Annotated in this window: 17 protein-coding genes; 8 read left to right on the top strand and 9 right to left on the bottom strand. The window is 46.0% G+C overall.

The window, feature by feature from the left end:
- Positions 1–84: 84 nt before the first annotated feature.
- From rlmH to IE104_RS00705, 4 genes are all read right to left on the bottom strand, one after another.
- Entirely contained in the window at positions 85–552 is a 468-nt protein-coding gene (gene rlmH / locus IE104_RS00720) for a 23S rRNA (pseudouridine(1915)-N(3))-methyltransferase RlmH (protein ID WP_189415114.1), read from the bottom strand.
- Positions 553–742: 190 nt separating this feature from the next.
- A complete protein-coding gene (rsfS, locus tag IE104_RS00715) occupies positions 743–1,078 on the bottom strand; it encodes a ribosome silencing factor (protein WP_189415112.1) in 336 nt (111 codons plus the stop codon).
- 73 nt (positions 1,079–1,151) lie between these two features.
- Positions 1,152–1,787: a nicotinate-nucleotide adenylyltransferase gene (gene nadD, locus IE104_RS00710; protein ID WP_189415110.1), complete on the bottom strand. Its 636-nt coding sequence runs from the start codon at positions 1,785–1,787 to the stop codon at positions 1,152–1,154.
- A gap of 11 nt (positions 1,788–1,798) precedes the next feature.
- The gene (locus tag IE104_RS00705) at positions 1,799–3,064 is read right to left on the bottom strand and encodes a glutamate-5-semialdehyde dehydrogenase (protein ID WP_189415108.1); all 1,266 of its coding nucleotides are present in this window, start codon (positions 3,062–3,064) and stop codon (positions 1,799–1,801) included.
- A gap of 218 nt (positions 3,065–3,282) precedes the next feature.
- On the opposite strand from IE104_RS00705, the gene IE104_RS00700 reads away from it, so the two are divergent.
- The 5 genes from IE104_RS00700 (at position 3,283) to IE104_RS00680 (ending at position 7,984) form a co-directional block, all read left to right on the top strand.
- A complete protein-coding gene (locus IE104_RS00700; protein ID WP_189415106.1) occupies positions 3,283–3,852 on the top strand; it encodes a glycine zipper 2TM domain-containing protein in 570 nt (189 codons plus the stop codon).
- Positions 3,853–4,003: 151 nt separating this feature from the next.
- Positions 4,004–4,693 (top strand): PepSY domain-containing protein, encoded by a 690-nt coding sequence (locus IE104_RS00695; protein ID WP_189415104.1) that lies wholly within the window; start codon positions 4,004–4,006, stop codon positions 4,691–4,693.
- A gap of 26 nt (positions 4,694–4,719) precedes the next feature.
- Positions 4,720–5,397 (top strand): response regulator transcription factor, encoded by a 678-nt coding sequence (locus IE104_RS00690; RefSeq protein ID WP_189415102.1) that lies wholly within the window; start codon positions 4,720–4,722, stop codon positions 5,395–5,397.
- Positions 5,398–5,426: 29 nt separating this feature from the next.
- Positions 5,427–6,803: an ATP-binding protein gene (locus IE104_RS00685; protein WP_229837557.1), complete on the top strand. Its 1,377-nt coding sequence runs from the start codon at positions 5,427–5,429 to the stop codon at positions 6,801–6,803.
- A 233-nt stretch (positions 6,804–7,036) separates the two neighbouring features.
- Positions 7,037–7,984 (top strand): DegV family protein, encoded by a 948-nt coding sequence (locus IE104_RS00680; RefSeq protein ID WP_189415098.1) that lies wholly within the window; start codon positions 7,037–7,039, stop codon positions 7,982–7,984.
- Between the two features lie 65 nt (positions 7,985–8,049).
- Here IE104_RS00680 and galE read toward each other — a convergent pair whose 3' ends face one another.
- From galE to IE104_RS00665, 3 genes are all read right to left on the bottom strand, one after another.
- On the bottom strand, positions 8,050–9,096 hold the full coding sequence (gene galE, locus IE104_RS00675) for a UDP-glucose 4-epimerase GalE (RefSeq protein ID WP_189415096.1): 1,047 nt from the start codon (positions 9,094–9,096) through the stop codon (positions 8,050–8,052).
- Between the two features lie 170 nt (positions 9,097–9,266).
- A complete protein-coding gene (locus tag IE104_RS00670; protein ID WP_189415094.1) occupies positions 9,267–9,941 on the bottom strand; it encodes a TorF family putative porin in 675 nt (224 codons plus the stop codon).
- A 225-nt stretch (positions 9,942–10,166) separates the two neighbouring features.
- Entirely contained in the window at positions 10,167–11,114 is a 948-nt protein-coding gene (locus IE104_RS00665) for a DMT family transporter (protein ID WP_189415092.1), read from the bottom strand.
- 385 nt (positions 11,115–11,499) lie between these two features.
- Here IE104_RS00665 and IE104_RS00660 point away from each other — a divergent pair, with 385 nt between their 5' ends.
- Genes IE104_RS00660 through IE104_RS00650 form a run of 3 tightly spaced genes read left to right on the top strand, consistent with a single transcriptional unit; the run spans position 11,500 to position 14,236 of the window.
- The gene (locus IE104_RS00660) at positions 11,500–12,747 is read left to right on the top strand and encodes a multifunctional CCA addition/repair protein (protein WP_189415090.1); all 1,248 of its coding nucleotides are present in this window, start codon (positions 11,500–11,502) and stop codon (positions 12,745–12,747) included.
- Positions 12,744–13,709, top strand: a complete 966-nt coding sequence (locus IE104_RS00655; RefSeq protein WP_189415088.1) for a magnesium transporter CorA family protein — start codon at positions 12,744–12,746, stop codon at positions 13,707–13,709. Before IE104_RS00660 ends, IE104_RS00655 begins: the two co-directional genes overlap by 4 nt.
- A gap of 5 nt (positions 13,710–13,714) precedes the next feature.
- The gene (locus tag IE104_RS00650; protein WP_189415085.1) at positions 13,715–14,236 is read left to right on the top strand and encodes a DUF1993 domain-containing protein; all 522 of its coding nucleotides are present in this window, start codon (positions 13,715–13,717) and stop codon (positions 14,234–14,236) included.
- On the opposite strand, the gene folK is transcribed toward IE104_RS00650, so the two are convergent.
- Both folK and folB read right to left on the bottom strand, forming a co-directional pair.
- On the bottom strand, positions 14,237–14,725 hold the full coding sequence (gene folK / locus IE104_RS00645; protein ID WP_189415083.1) for a 2-amino-4-hydroxy-6-hydroxymethyldihydropteridine diphosphokinase: 489 nt from the start codon (positions 14,723–14,725) through the stop codon (positions 14,237–14,239).
- Positions 14,722–15,090: a dihydroneopterin aldolase gene (folB, locus tag IE104_RS00640; RefSeq protein WP_189415081.1), complete on the bottom strand. Its 369-nt coding sequence runs from the start codon at positions 15,088–15,090 to the stop codon at positions 14,722–14,724. The genes folK and folB overlap by 4 nt, the downstream gene beginning before the upstream one ends.
- Between the last annotated feature and the right edge of the window lie 11 nt (positions 15,091–15,101).

Below are 15,101 nucleotides of genomic sequence, written 5' to 3'. Positions count from 1 at the left end.
TTAAACGGGAGTGTGCAACTTAAGATTTTAAAAAATGCGCGATTTGTGACTTCGCTTTTTGCGATTAGTTTATTTCAGGTTTAGTTATTTATGATAAGGATGGTTTTGCAAAATCGTACAAGCGCGATACAACTGCTCAATCACCAAAATTCGCACCAGCGGATGAGGCAAGGTGAGCGGCGAAAGCGACCATTTTACCGAGGCTAATGCCGACACTTCCGGCGCTAAACCATCAGGCCCGCCAATGAGCAAACAGTAATTGAAACCGCTCATTTTCCAGGTCGCCAAATTTTCTGCCAACTGCTCTGTTGTCCAGGGCTTGCCTTTTACTTCCAGCGCAATAATCTGCTCGCCCTTTCCAACCGCTGCCAAAATTGCTTCGCCTTCTTTTTTCATGGCGCCGGCAATATCAGAATTTTTTGAGCGCAGGGCGAGCGGCAGCTCAACCATCTCGACCATTACATCACGCGGCATGCGCTTGGCGTATTCGGCATAACCCGCCTCAACCCAATCGGGCATTTTGGTGCCCACCGCGATTATTCGAATCTTCACAATATCAAACCTAACAACGCACCCATAATCGTTACTGACGATGACGAGACAAGGCAAAAATGACTGAAAAAGCGGACGCCCACACGGATGTGGGCGGTAGAATGACGCAGGATGCCCAAATCGAGTTTATAAATAATAAATGAGCATTTGAAGTCATTTTTAACGCCGTATCGTCGAGTAAAGTAGATTATTATTCAGCGCGGCTTGCAGGCGTCATCGACCAGAGTTTTTCCAACTCATAGTAAGCGCGTGTTTCTTCCTGCATTACATGCACAACTGTATCAATGTAATCCACCAGCACCCAATCGCCGCCCTCCAAACCTTCAATACCATTTGCACGGAAACCTTTCTTTTTGGTTTCCTCCACTAAGTTTTCAGCCAGCGAGCGCGTGTGGCGATTAGATGTACCACTCACGATAATCAAGGTGTCCATTACATCGGTAAGCTCACGTACGTCGAGCGTAACGATATTTTTACCCTTAAGATTTTCCAGGGCTTCAATAATGGCGTTGTTTAAATCAGACATTCAATTACCTATAGGTTTTAAAAAAATTTGTACTTCAACTTTTAAAAGCATCCCCCCACTTTAAAGAGGGATTTTAGCGATACAACTTACTCGCTTTAATATAATCCCACACCGCATCCGGCACTAAAAACTGCGCAGACTGTTCCCGATTAATTTGCTCGCGAATTTCGGTAGCCGAAATCGGCAGCAAACGCGGCGATTGCAACACAATGGCGCCTGCAGGTGAGTTCACTAAATCAGTGGGCAATCCCTGATGACGATTTAATAACTCCCGCACTTCGCCCGTTTCTGGAATATTCCAACCCGGGCGTGCAATTACCACAATATGCGCAAGCTGGATAATTTCTTGCCAGCGATGCCATGTCGACAAACCGGTAAAAGCATCTTCACCCATGCACAACACAAGGCTTACATCTACACCCAATTCCGCACGGAAATCCTGCAAGGTGTCGTAAGTGTAGGACGGTTTATCGCGTTGTAATTCGCGCTCATCCAATTGCAATTCAGGACAAGTTTTTACAGCAATCCGCAACATCTCGGCACGCTGCGCGCTATTAGCTTGCGGAACATCGCGATGCGGCGGCTGGTGGCACGGCAGCAAACGCATTTCATCCAGATTAAGCTGTTGCTTTAACTCCAACGCCAAGCGCAAATGGCCGATATGGATCGGGTCGAAAGTGCCACCGAAAATACCGATTTTTTTACGCATTGCTTTTCGCTTTACACACGCACGTGCCCATCACCAAACACAACCCATTTTTGCGAGGTCAGGCCTTCCAAACCAACTGGGCCGCGCGCATGGATTTTGTCGGTAGAAATTCCAATTTCTGCACCCAGGCCATACTCAAAACCATCCGCAAAACGCGTAGAGGCATTGACCATCACCGAGCTGGAATCCACCTCGGTGATGAAGCGACGGGCACGAGTAAAATCTTCAGTTACGATTGCGTCGGTATGTTGCGAGCTGTAACGGGTGATGTGATCAATAGCTTCATCCAAACCTGAAACAACTTTAATCGACAGCACAGGCGCAAGATATTCCGTCGCCCAGTCTTCCTCTGTCGCTTCATTGGCTTGGATAAGCGCACGAGTTTTTTCATCGCCACGCAGCTCAACACCTTTTTCAGCGTAGGCGGCAGCTAAGCGAGGCAGAATTTGCGCGGCGACTTGTTCGTCTACCAGCAAAGTTTCCATCGCATTGCATACGCCATAGCGATGGGTTTTGGCGTTTAGTGCTATATCAAAGGCTTTGTCCAAATCTGCTTTGCTATCGATAAACACATGGCAAATACCATCCAAATGCTTGATCACTGGCACCTTGGCATCTTTGCTAATACGTTCGATCAAACCTTTGCCGCCGCGTGGGACTATCACATCCACAAATTCAGGCATAGCGATCAACTCGCCTACCGCCGCGCGGTCGGTAGTTTCAATAATTTGAACCACAGTATTGGGCAAGCCCGCAACTTTTAAACCTTCCGCCAAACAGGCTGCAATAGCGCGATTGGAGTTAATAGATTCACTACCGCCACGCAAAATCGCAGCGTTGCCAGATTTCAGGCAAAGGCTGGCTGCATCAATGGTCACGTTAGGACGAGATTCGTAAATAATGCCCACAACACCGAGCGGTACGCGCATCTTTCCAACCTGGATTCCGGTTGGGCGATAGCTCATATCGGTAATCGCACCGCAGGGATCAGGCAAGGCAGCAACCTGGCGCAGGCCTTCAATCATTGCATCTATAGTCGCTGGTTTGACCGCCAAACGATCTACCATAGCCGGCTCCAAACCATTGGCTTTGGCTGCCGCCAGGTCTTTTTGGTTCTCTGCAACCAGAGTGATGCGGTTGTTGTCCAAGGCATCTGCAATGGCCAACAAAGCCTTGTTCTTCACCCCGGTAGATGCCGCTGCAATTGCACGGGAAGCTTTGCGCGCATTGCGCCCCAGCTCAGCCATGTACTCTTTTACGTTTACTACTTCTGCCATAACACGCAAATCCACTCAAAAATATTTGGACAATAAGGCGGCGATTATACCCTGAATAACTCATGGATTTGGGGCTAATACTGAGTATTTATGGTTCAAACCGGTAAAAAGTCCCATGAAGTTTCAGCATGGATTCAGCTTCACAGACTTATTCTGCAAGTGAGCTTAAAAAACTCAATTGCAATTCCTTGTTAACTAACAGTTATAGGAAAATCATCATGAAAAATCGTCTGTTTGCTCGCAGTATCCTGGCCATAAGCATGAGTATGTTCATTGCTGGCTGCGCCTCTGCCGACCACGGCTACAGACGCCATCACCACCATGACCATGTTTACGCAACTTATGACGCTTACGGTTATGGTGATTACGGCCGTGTAGTGGATGCCCGCCCGATTTACCGCCAGGTAGCGATTGATGTTCCGCGCGAATCTTGCCGTGTGAGAACTGTTGCGCGCGAAAGCCGCAGTGGTGATTCATTCACCGGCACAGTAGTGGGCGGTTTAGTAGGAGCCGCTATTGGTCATGAAATTGGCGATGGCCGCGGATCCGCTACCGCAGTCGGTGGACTGATTGGTGCATCCATTGGTAATGATGCCGGCAGTAAACGCACCGTGCGTTATCGCGATGAAGAGGTGTGCCGCACCCATTACCGCACCGAATATGAAAACCGCATTATCGGCTACGATGTAAGTTACAGATACAACGGGCGCATTTACCAAACCCGCACTGACCGTCACCCCGGTGACCGCATTGCGATAGCGGTTGCCATGCGATCAAGGGACTATTGATTTTTCGCTGAATAGCGATTGAATTTTAGCAATTAGGAAGCGATAGTGTTCTGCAAACTCGCCCGCGGTGAGCTAGCGTTAACCATTCAGATGTAACGCCGCGCTGGAATTAGAAAGAGTGGTTGAAAGATAAAGAGTGCGAGGAGTCGCCATGCAAGCTTCCAAAAAATTGTCTGTAACAGCCCTGCTATCGCCCTTGGCGATAGCATTGGTTTTGGCTGCGCCGCAGGCTTTTGCCAAAAAAGATTTGTTCGGAAGCGAACCAGGGGCAAAGCAATCACAGCATGTGGAGCAACTGGTTCCCAATGCTAGTAGCAGCTCAGCGCCAGCTGAAGCTATTGCAGGTACTCCCACTGTTGAACCAGCCCACATTGAAGACAAAGTTAAAGCTCCAGCGCCCGAAACCAACACAGTTGAAACCCGTGCACCTGAAGCAAAAGCAAAAGCAAAACACGAAAAAGAATCCGAAAAACCCCCATCTTATTTAGAAAAACAATTTTCTCGCTTTAAAACAAATTTGGCCGAAGCCAAAGAAGATTTATTTGGCAACAAAAAATCGGCCAAAAAAGACGTACCTTCTGTGCCACAACAAACGGAACCCGCAGTGAGTGAAAATGCACACTCCGGTGATGACACACAACCCGAAGTTCCGACCATTTCTGCCACTGAAGCTGCTCAACGCGCACAAGCTTTGGCGGAAGGCCAGGTAATTAACGTGCGTAAATATCAAGAAGACGACAAGCCGCGTTACGCCGTAAAATTACTTCAAAAAAATGGCCGCATGAAAACCATTAATTTAGACGCGGTTAGCGGCACCTTAATCGAAGACACGCCACAATAATTTGCACTCCACAAGGAAATTGAATCATGCGTTTATTAATTGTTGAAGATGAAAAAAGCTTGCGCGAACAAATTGAGCAAATTGTTATCAGCGAAAAATATGCGTGCGATACGGCTGCCGATGGCCGCGAAGGTTTGTTTTTAGGCAGCGAATACGATTATGACCTCGCCATTATCGACCTTGGTTTACCGCTGCTGGACGGCACGCAACTTATCAAGCAATTGCGCGCAAAAGAGCGCAACTTCCCTATTCTGATTTTAACAGCGCGCGGTAACTGGCAAGACAAAGTTGAAGGCCTTGAAGCGGGTGCCGACGATTATTTAACCAAGCCATTTCACCCGGAAGAATTGCGCGCGCGCTTACACGCCCTGTTGCGTCGCGCCAGCGGACATGCTGCGCCCGTATTGCGTTACGGCCCTGTTGCAATCGATACCAGCGCCCGTCGCGTACACCGCGATGACCAGGAAGTTGAACTCACCAGTTTTGAATACAACACCCTCACGTATTTGGCGATGCACGCCGGAAAAAATATTTCCAAAACCGAATTAACCGAACACTTGTACGCGCAAGATTACGACCGCGACAGTAATGTGATTGAAGTTTTTGTCGGTCGTCTGCGGAAAAAACTTGATCCAGATGGCAGCTTGAATTTGATCAGCACCCAACGTGGCTTGGGTTACAGATTCAACGCAATTAAAGACTAAGCGGACAAGCTTCGGTGCTAAGCAAAAAGTTGACCTCCATAACCGCGCGGTTATTTTTTGCGTCGGCACTTTTGTTGCCCGTGTTTTTGGGCGTTACCGGTTTTTTCCTGGATCGAGCATTCCAAACCAGCTTAATCACTGCAGAAAAAGCGCGCTTACAGCGTAATATTTATCTGCTGTACAGCGCGGCAGATTTACCCACACGCCCACTCAAAAAAAATGAAAAGCCGCGTTTAATTATGCCAAAAGAATTGCGAGACAAGGATTTTGAGCGCATTAACTCTGGCCTTTATGCTTATCTCTTTAATGACAAAAAAGAATTAGTTTGGCAATCCAACTCGACTTCGCTGCAAACGCCACCAACCTACGACCAAATTTCACCAAAACTGAATGCTGATGAGTCAGCAGAGATTATTTTTGAATTTGAAAACGAAAATTATTTCATTGCTTACTCGGATATTTTTTGGGAAGTAGCGAAAAACCGCGAGGTGCCTTTTCGCTTTGTCGCCGTGCATGACAGTGAAGACTTTATTGCGGAAAAAAATGCTTATCGCAATCAACTTTGGCAGTGGCTGGGCGCCGTGGGGATTTTGTTATTGATCGCGCAAACGGCCATTTTACGCTGGGGTCTAAGCCCGCTAAAAAAATTGGCTGTTGCGCTAAACGCTATGCAGAGCGGCGATACGCGCGATATCGAGGGCGACCACCCGGATGAATTGCAAGATATAGTCGACAACCTCAATCAGGTACTCGCTCGCGAGCAGGCGCTGCGCCAACGCTATCGCAATAGTTTGAGCGACCTCGCCCACAGCTTGAAAACTCCGCTCGCTGTTATGCAGGCCAAACTCAGTCAGGCATCCGCCGATGAAGAGTTACAACAGCTCGCGGCAGAACAGGTTTCGCGCATGAATCAGGTTGTTACTTATCAGTTGCAACGCGCGGTTTCCAGCCAACAACAAGGCAGCCACCAGCGCTCCGATTTGGAACCCATTGTCCGCCGCTTACTCAGCGCACTGCAAAAAGTTTACGCCAGCAAAGGTGTACAAGCTGATTGCGAATTAGCGGCGCACTCCATATTTGCAGGTGACGAGCAAGACTTGATGGAAGTGATTGGAAACATCACTGAAAACGCTTTTAAATACGGTAAATCGCGGGTTCATGTGCGCAGCGAAACCAGGGATAAACAACTACTCATTAACATTAGCGATGATGGCCCCGGTGTACCGGCCGAGCAACAAACCCGAATTCTGGAGCGCGGTCATCGACTCGATACCAGCCTACCCGGCCAAGGTATAGGCCTCTCGGTTGCGGCAGATATCATTCACAGTTACGGCGGCAAATTGCATGTAGGCCGGTCCTCTTTGGGCGGAGCCGAATTCCAGCTCGTTTTACCCCTCGCTAGCTAATATCCGCTGCATTTATAATTAAAACCTCTCGAATTCCGCAGCTTTGTGCGAGATCTCGCACACGAACTACCTCATCTTCCTCACACAAAACTTGGGAATTGCCGACTATAGATTCAGCCGCCAAAAGCGAATAATGGCTTCATAGCAGTTCATCAAGGAATCCACGATAACTGCGTTCACCCATTAAATTTTTAAGATCGCCAATAAGAGGATCGAATCACGGAGCCGAAATCATGTCTTCAAGAACTTGCATCGCGGTAGATTCAACGTGCGACCTACCCGCGAAATTTATCCAACAACACAATATTGAAGTGTTGCCCATTTATATTAATTACGATGGCGGCCAAGCGCTGGATTATCGCGACCCGCAAACCATGTTGGATTTTTACAAAAACCATTCGAAACAGCAGTTTGGTTTAGCGCAATCTGACCCGCTTTCTGTCAGCGACATGACGCATATATTGAAAGAGCGGTTATTGCCCAATTACGATTTGGTGCAGGTTGTTACCATCAACAGTAAAAAAAGTGATGTTTACAAGCGTGTGTCTGAAGCGGCCCTGGTGAATGAACCAAAATTCCGCGAGCTGGAAAAAAATGAAGGCCGCGCGCCTTTTAGAATTCGTTTGTACGACAGCATGTCAATGTTTACCGGGCATGCATTATTGGTTTATGAATTGGTTAAGAAAATCCATGTTGAGAATTTGCCACTCAATAAATCTATTCGCGCCATCGACAATATGCGCGATCAGGTTTATGGCTATTTAATTCCAAACGATCTTTCCTACATGCGCGACCGTCGCCATTTGCGCAAAGGCGATAACAATATTTCGTGGATTAATTTTAAGTTGGCTAGCGCGCTGAATTTGCGCCCCATAGTACAACTACACCGCGGCGCCACCGAAAAAATCGATACAGGTAAGGGTTTTCTCGGCGCTTTGGAAAAATTGTTTGACCACGTGCGCAAACAAATTACCCAGGGCTTGACCAGCGATGTCATTGCAATGAGTTACGGCGGCTTATTGGAAGAAATTAAAGATGAACCTGTACTGCTGCAATTCCGCGAGTTCTGTAAACAACACGACATTAAAACCATGTTGTCTATGATGAGCATGACTGGTGCAATCAATGTTGGACCAAAATCTTTTGCGCTTTCGTTCGCGACAGATAAAGATTTGGTTTAGAACTTAACCCACGACACAAACAAAAACGCCGATCAACTGATCGGCGTTTTTGTTTGTAGAAATGCTTACACATCATATCCATTGGGATTTTGCGACTGCCAGCGCCACGCATCTTGCATCATGCGCTCAAGACCAAACTTGGCCTCCCAACCCAATTCAGATTTAGCTAAATCTGCATTCGCGTAACAGCTTGCAATATCACCGGGGCGACGTGGCGAAATTTTGTAAGCAACTGTGCGACCGCTCGCCTCTTCAAAAGCTTTCACCATTTGCAGCACCGAATAACCTGTACCCGTGCCCAAGTTATAAGCGCGGCAACCAATTCCAACCTTATCCAAACCTTTGAGGGCTGCTACGTGGCCGAGAGCCAAATCCACCACGTGGATATAATCGCGCACGCCGGTACCGTCGATAGTGTTGTAATCATTACCGAATACCGCGAGTTGCGGTAACTTTCCAATCGCCACTTGCGCAACATAAGGCAGCAAATTGTTGGGAATGCCTGCAGGGTCTTCGCCAATCAAGCCGCTTTCGTGTGCGCCTACAGGGTTAAAATAACGCAGCAATGAAATATTCCACTGGTTGCCTGCGGCCTTGGCGAGATCGCGCAGAATATCTTCTACTATAAGTTTGCTGCGGCCATAAGGGTTAGTCGCAGAAGTCGCGAAACTTTCGTCGATAGGTACGCTTACGGGGTCGCCATAAACAGTAGCTGACGAACTGAAAATTAACTTCCAGACCTTAAATTCTTCCATCACCTCAGCCAGTGACAGGGTTCCGGCAACGTTATAACGATAATATTTCAACGGAATTTGGTTGGACTCGCCCACTGCTTTTAAACCAGCGAAATGCATGACAGCTTCAATTTTATGGGCAGCAAACACTTTGCGCATTGCATCCTTATCATTGATATCGACTTGGTAAAACACCGGAGCAGAACCCGCGATACGCGCAACACGCTTGAGCGACTCCTCTTTGCTGTTACACAGATTATCCACCACTACCGGTAGGTAACCGCTATTAATGAGTTCTACGCAGACGTGGCTGCCAATAAAACCGGCACCGCCGGTCACTAAAATAGCGGGGCGTTGAGATACGTCGGATTGAGTCATGGGGAAGATGTCCTTGAATTCAGTAAGCTATTGAAGCAAGCCGACAGTATACCTGTTAATCCTTTCTTTGAGAATAAATCATATTATTCTTATTTTATAAGCCACAGCTTTCCACAAACAAAAAGAGCAAGCCGAAGCTTGCTCTTTAAAGATTACAATCAGAAGAAAACTTATTCGATTGGCAAAGTCAGGCCAACAACGAAGTTAACTTCTTTTTCCTGTGCATCAAAGTCATTTACAGTTAACAACGAACCTACGGTAAAGCTCAGCTTGTCGTTATATTTGTAAGTCACGTCAAGGTGAGATACACCGTCCAAAGTACCTTCTCCACCATTATCTTGAGAATGACGGCCGTACTTGATTGCAAATTTTTCAAAGATCAATTCCGCAGTAAGATAATTGTATGTTTTATCTCCCAGCGGTGAATGGTCTGCAGCAATCGCATCGTAATAGGTAAGTTTGAATGGTCCATAACCGATGGTCGGGACGACTTCCACGTAATCACCTGGAGCGATTGAGTCATCACCTAAAGTTGGATAGTTGTACGAAACCAAACTCACACCGTAGGTAAAATCACCTGCTTTACCTGAATAACCAGCGTAAAGATCATATTCAGTGCCCAGGGTACCGTCGCCTGATGATGTCCATACACCAGCAACAAAGCCGTTACCGCTCACATTCACGTCAGCAGTCAAGGCCGCGCCACCGCCCAAATCAAAACCACGCCAGTAGTACATGTTGGATACACCAACGGTCGCGGCAACATCAGCATGCGCAGCAGGAACAGCAAAACCAGCCATGGCAGACAACGCGGCACAAGCAGCAACTAATTTTTTCATCTTCATGAGTAAATCCTCTCAGTATGTTTCTACATTTAGTTTTTTGAGGCAGCCGAACCATTAGAACGACATGCTTGTAACTTTGCAGATAGCACGCCAACTTTATATTTCCTTTATTAATCATTAGCTTAAAATTCGAATACCATCTTGCATACTAAATAAAATACTCGGCACGGCACTATATTAGCGCACAAAACCGCACTAGCAGATTGCGATACGCACCAAATTGGATCACTTGTATTTATCCACATGGGCTTTTACCAAGTTCAGCGGTTCGGTTCGGAAAATATTTCTGCGTAACGCAGAGAAAAACCAGCCGCCAGATGACAAATCCATATAGAGCAGCAAAGCTATTACTACCAAACCGGCTCCCGTCCACAGCTGCAACCCGAGTGTTTCATGCCCAACCCATGCTCCTAGAATTAATGCCAATACCGGGGTCATAAACGTAATGAGCGACACGGCAGTAGGTGACATATTTGCCAGGACGTAAAAAAATAACGCCGCCCCCACCAGCGATCCAAATATCGCGAGATAGCCCACCGCAGCCAGCGATTTCATCGAAACACTAGTGGGAATATGCCCATCCATAAACCACCAGGTCACCAACAAACAAGGTAGGGCAAATGACAGTGTTCCTAACGCTTGGCTAAAGGCATCAACTTTTACATCCAGCTTTTTGACTAAAACGCTACTAAAAGAAAACAAAAAGCACGACAGCAAAATTCCCGCAACGCCATAAGCTGCCCGCAAATCAAACTGTAATTGGTGATAAAAAATAACCACCAATCCTGTGAGCGCCAAACACAATGCGAAGACACGCCGCGCGCTGAAAGGATTATGTTTCAGCAAAACCAATGTCATTAACCCAGTTACAAAAGGCGACATAGCAAATACCACCGCAACTAAACCAGATGGAATAAATTGTGCGGACCAATAGACCACTGGCATGTTTGGAAAAATACCAATAGCGCCAGCAGCATAAACTTGCCAGGCTCTGGCTTGCGCAAAGAGTTTACGACGCAATACCGCATTAATAACAAGGCCAATTGCAAGCGCAATAGCCATACGCAACAACACAGCAGCGATAAAACTTAAGCTATGGCTACTCCATTGAATAGTAAGAGGTGTAGTGGCCCAAATGAGCACCACCGATATGTATGCGAGTAAAACTGCCATGCGCCTGCTCCTTGTTTTTTCGCAATAAAATCGTTATTGCGAGTTATTAGGGCTGCAAGAGAAAACACGCGGCAATTTTTTATGAAAACAAAAAGGCCGCAGGTTTTATGCTGCGGCCTTTGAAAATCAGAGAATATTTAAATCAATCACTCTCGCTCAAATTCCGCAAATAAAAATGCGACGACTGCCCAAAATAGGGGTCGTAGGGCGCAAATTCGTTTAGCGGAATAATGTAGAGACATAATTGTTAATTTCTGAACATTTAAGATCATTGACTCTAAAGGATACTTATAACTTTCTCAACCCCTGTAGTTATAAAAAGTTTGAATATTTTTTTATAAGAGTAAATCCCCTATACTCGTCCCATATTTCATCAGGCACGATTATGAAAACCTATCTCGTTGGCGGCGCAGTGCGCGACAAATTACTCGGCTACCCTTTTCATGAAAAAGATTGGGTAGTGGTAGGTGCCACACCTGAAATAATGGAGCAACAAGGTTTCACTCCCGTAGGAAAAGATTTCCCCGTTTTTTTACACCCTAAAACGAAAGAAGAATATGCACTCGCGCGCACCGAACGAAAAACCGGCCGCGGCTATGCGGGTTTTAGTTTTTATTGCGGTGAAGATGTCACATTGGAAGATGATTTAATTCGCCGCGATCTCACCATCAATGCGATGGCTGAAGATGAGCACGGAAATATTGTTGACCCTTACGGTGGCCAACAAGATATTGTCCATAAAAAATTACGCCATGTGTCCGATGCATTTTTAGAGGACCCCGTGCGAATTTTACGTATCGCCCGTTTCGCCGCGCGCTATCACCACTTAGGTTTTACTATTGCTGATGAAACCAATGCGCTTATGCGGAAAATGGTAGATAACGGTGAAGTGGATCACTTAGTTTCTGAACGCGTGTGGAAGGAAATGGAACGCGCTTTAGGCGAAGCTGCGCCTGATATCTTTATCCAAAGCTTGCGCGATTGCGGCGCTCTCGCACGTTTATTTCCGGAAATAGATGCGCTCTTTGGCGTACCGCAAACAGCAACACATCACCCGGAAATTGACACGGGTATTCATACGCTTATGAGTCTTCAGCAAGCTGCCAAAATGACTGACAGCACCGTCGTTCGTTTTGCCACCCTGCTACATGATTTAGGTAAAGGCACGACACCCGAACATGAATGGCCACGCCATATCGCTCATGAAGATAGAAGCCTGCCGTTGGTTAAACAGTTGTGCGGACGCATTGCAGCGCCAAAGGAATATAAAGAGCTGTCACTTATGGTGGCCCAATTTCACACCCACTGCCATCGCGCACTTGAATTAAAACCGGCAACCTTGTTAAAAGTGTTGCAACAAACAGATTCATTTCGTCGCCCGGAACGCTTCGCACAATTTTTGATGTGCTGTGAAGCAGATGCACGCGGCCGCACTGGTTTTGAAAATCGCGAATACCCACAAGCAGAATATTTTAGCGGTGCTTTGGCTGTCAGCCAGCAAATTGATGTAAAAGATATAAGCGCGCGCGGATTCACAGGCAAAGATTTTGGCGACGAAATTAACCGCTTGCGCCTTGCAAAATTAACAGAATATAAAAACAACTCTAACCACAAAACTATTGAGCCAACATGATACGCACCCAACTTTTAACCTCAAATGGTGAATGGCTAACTGGCGGCGAGGAACTAATTACTCGTTGGCGCGAAGAAGCAAGCGGATTTATCTGGATTGATTTGGAAGGCGAACGCCCTGCTGATGAAAAAATTATTTTACAGTCATTGGATTGCCATCAACTTGCGATTGAAGATGTTCAGCGCTATCGCCATCCACCAAAAACTGAAACCTTTGATAACTACACCTTAATTTTGTACCGCGGTTTAAGTGAATTTAAGAAAGATTTAACCTTCAAACAAATGACCATCGCATTGTTTGCCGGTGACCGTTGCCTTATTAGCTGTCACCAACGGCCTTCGCGCGGCGTCTCTTATTTTTGGGAGCATGCACAACAAGAAAATTTGCTAGTAAGCCCAGGCTTGCTAGCATCCAGAATCATGCGTTTTTCTGTGGGCTGCTATCTGGATTCAATTTTGGAGTTCGAGCCCTTCCTGAATGAAATGGAAGACTCAATGCAAGAAAAACCGAACGATGAAACTATGCGCGAGCTTATCGCCTATAAATCACGTTTGCGCAAACTTAAACGAATTTTTAGCTACCACGAACGTTTAGTAACCAATCTGTTAAAAGATATTCCACAACGATTGATTGATGAAGACGGAGACATTGAGCACGGCCTGCAAGATTTATTTGAACGCTGCGAGCGCCTAAACAGTTTGTGCACAATGTATTTTGAAATTTGCGGCGATTTAATTAACGGCTACTTATCTATCAGCTCGCACCAACTGAACAACACCATGAAAGTGCTAACGATAATTACCGCGATTTTTGTTCCGCTGACTTTTATAGTTGGTATATATGGAATGAATTTCGACAATATGCCTGAGCTGCATTGGCATTATGGTTATTACTACATCCTTGGTTTAATGCTTGTAATTGCATCTTTGTTTGGTGGAATTGCCTATAAGAAATGGTGGTAACAGCAATGGATACGAATAATAATCCAAGCGAAAATTTCATTTACTATTTGGAACGCTTACTTAATCTAGTCGATAAAATTTCGCGCTTCAGCAATCATAATCCTGACATTTTAAATGCTTGTTTAATAGCAGATATGCTGCCGCTGAATAGCCAAATAGCAACGTCTACGAATTTTGCTTTGCGCGCGTGTTGTCCGCTAGCGGGGCGAGCCGTAGTTTCTTTTATGCAAAACACATCCAGCTTTGAGGGATTAACGCAAGGCATAAGAGATACGATTGATTATCTGAAAACCATTTCTGCAGAAGAATTCAATCGCCCGAACGATGAAGTTTTGCGCGAGCGGGCTGGCTTTACTGAAGTAGCCTTACCGCGAGAGAAATTCCTTCATGCATATGCTCTACCCAACTTTTATTTTCATCTTTCCATGGTTTATGCCATAGCGCGCAGCCACGGAGTTCCGCTTAGCAAAGGGGATTTTGATGGGTATCATATATACCCGGAAGGATTTTCTTTTGTAACAAAATAATTAGCTGGGCAAACTAATCGGCCACAAGGCTTGGCAGCCCTGGTCATAAGCTTGCCACAAATCAGCGTAAGATTTTTTTAGCTGGGGATGCAATTTCTGCGGAGCAATTTCAGAGAGAGGAAGTAACACAAACGCATTTTGCGTTATTTCTGCACGAGGCAATTCAATACCCGCTTCTACACCCACAAAATCGCCGTAGGTTAAAATATCTATATCCAATGTACGTGGGCTATATTTTGGACCTGTGCGCACACGACCATGATCATCTTCGATTTTTTTTAAGGCTTCTGATAGACACGCAATACTGAGATCCGTTTTTAGCGATACAACCATATTGTAAAAATGGCTGCCTTTAAATCCTACGGATTCGCTTTCATATACCTTGGAAAGGACTAGCTCACCGAAAAGTGATTCCAGTGCAGCTAGACCTGCACGAATATTTTTTTCACGTTCAAGATTACTACCTAAGCCTAAAAAAACGTGCGTCATTCAGGCAACCCGTATTTTTTACCACGCTCAATGATCAAACCCACATCGCGCGCGGCGCGCACAGCGCCCGCCTTGCTGACTTGCAAACGCAACCAAGGCACATGAAATTCACTGATAATAATGTTCGCGATATTTTCCGCGAGGGTTTCCAACAATTGTGGTTGCGTTGTTTCTACAAATTCAATCAAACGATCAGATACGGCCTTATAATTAATCGTGTATTGTAAATCATCTGTCGCAGCCGCTTGGCGAATGTCGGTTGCCATCTCCAGATTAAAACTCAGCGTTTGCTTGATTTGACGCTCCCAATCGTAAACACCAATTATGGTATCTATGCGCAAATCGTGTATGTACACAATATCCATAAAAATATTCG

This window comes from Cellvibrio zantedeschiae, from assembly GCF_014652535.1.
GTDB lineage: Bacteria > Pseudomonadota > Gammaproteobacteria > Pseudomonadales > Cellvibrionaceae > Cellvibrio > Cellvibrio zantedeschiae.
Note: the sequence above shows the minus strand (reverse complement) of the source record. Positions and strands in the feature narration are given on the sequence as shown.

Excerpts from the sequence above, each read along its gene's own strand:
- IE104_RS00690 (WP_189415102.1), top strand. The coding sequence starts at position 4,720 with ATGCGTTTATTAATTGTTGAAGATGAAAAAAGCTTGCGCGAACAAATT.
- IE104_RS00660 (WP_189415090.1), top strand. The coding sequence starts at position 11,500 with ATGAAAACCTATCTCGTTGGCGGCGCAGTGCGCGACAAATTACTCGGC.
- galE (WP_189415096.1), bottom strand. The coding sequence starts at position 9,096 with ATGACTCAATCCGACGTATCTCAACGCCCCGCTATTTTAGTGACCGGC.
- IE104_RS00665 (WP_189415092.1), bottom strand. The coding sequence starts at position 11,114 with ATGGCAGTTTTACTCGCATACATATCGGTGGTGCTCATTTGGGCCACT.
- IE104_RS00655 (WP_189415088.1), top strand. The coding sequence starts at position 12,744 with ATGATACGCACCCAACTTTTAACCTCAAATGGTGAATGGCTAACTGGC.
- IE104_RS00680 (WP_189415098.1), top strand. The coding sequence starts at position 7,037 with ATGTCTTCAAGAACTTGCATCGCGGTAGATTCAACGTGCGACCTACCC.
- nadD (WP_189415110.1), bottom strand. The coding sequence starts at position 1,787 with ATGCGTAAAAAAATCGGTATTTTCGGTGGCACTTTCGACCCGATCCAT.
- IE104_RS00695 (WP_189415104.1), top strand. The coding sequence starts at position 4,004 with ATGCAAGCTTCCAAAAAATTGTCTGTAACAGCCCTGCTATCGCCCTTG.
- IE104_RS00650 (WP_189415085.1), top strand. The coding sequence starts at position 13,715 with ATGGATACGAATAATAATCCAAGCGAAAATTTCATTTACTATTTGGAA.
- folK (WP_189415083.1), bottom strand. The coding sequence starts at position 14,725 with ATGACGCACGTTTTTTTAGGCTTAGGTAGTAATCTTGAACGTGAAAAA.
- folB (WP_189415081.1), bottom strand. The coding sequence starts at position 15,090 with ATGGATATTGTGTACATACACGATTTGCGCATAGATACCATAATTGGT.
- IE104_RS00700 (WP_189415106.1), top strand. The coding sequence starts at position 3,283 with ATGAAAAATCGTCTGTTTGCTCGCAGTATCCTGGCCATAAGCATGAGT.
- IE104_RS00670 (WP_189415094.1), bottom strand. The coding sequence starts at position 9,941 with ATGAAGATGAAAAAATTAGTTGCTGCTTGTGCCGCGTTGTCTGCCATG.
- IE104_RS00705 (WP_189415108.1), bottom strand. The coding sequence starts at position 3,064 with ATGGCAGAAGTAGTAAACGTAAAAGAGTACATGGCTGAGCTGGGGCGC.
- rsfS (WP_189415112.1), bottom strand. The coding sequence starts at position 1,078 with ATGTCTGATTTAAACAACGCCATTATTGAAGCCCTGGAAAATCTTAAG.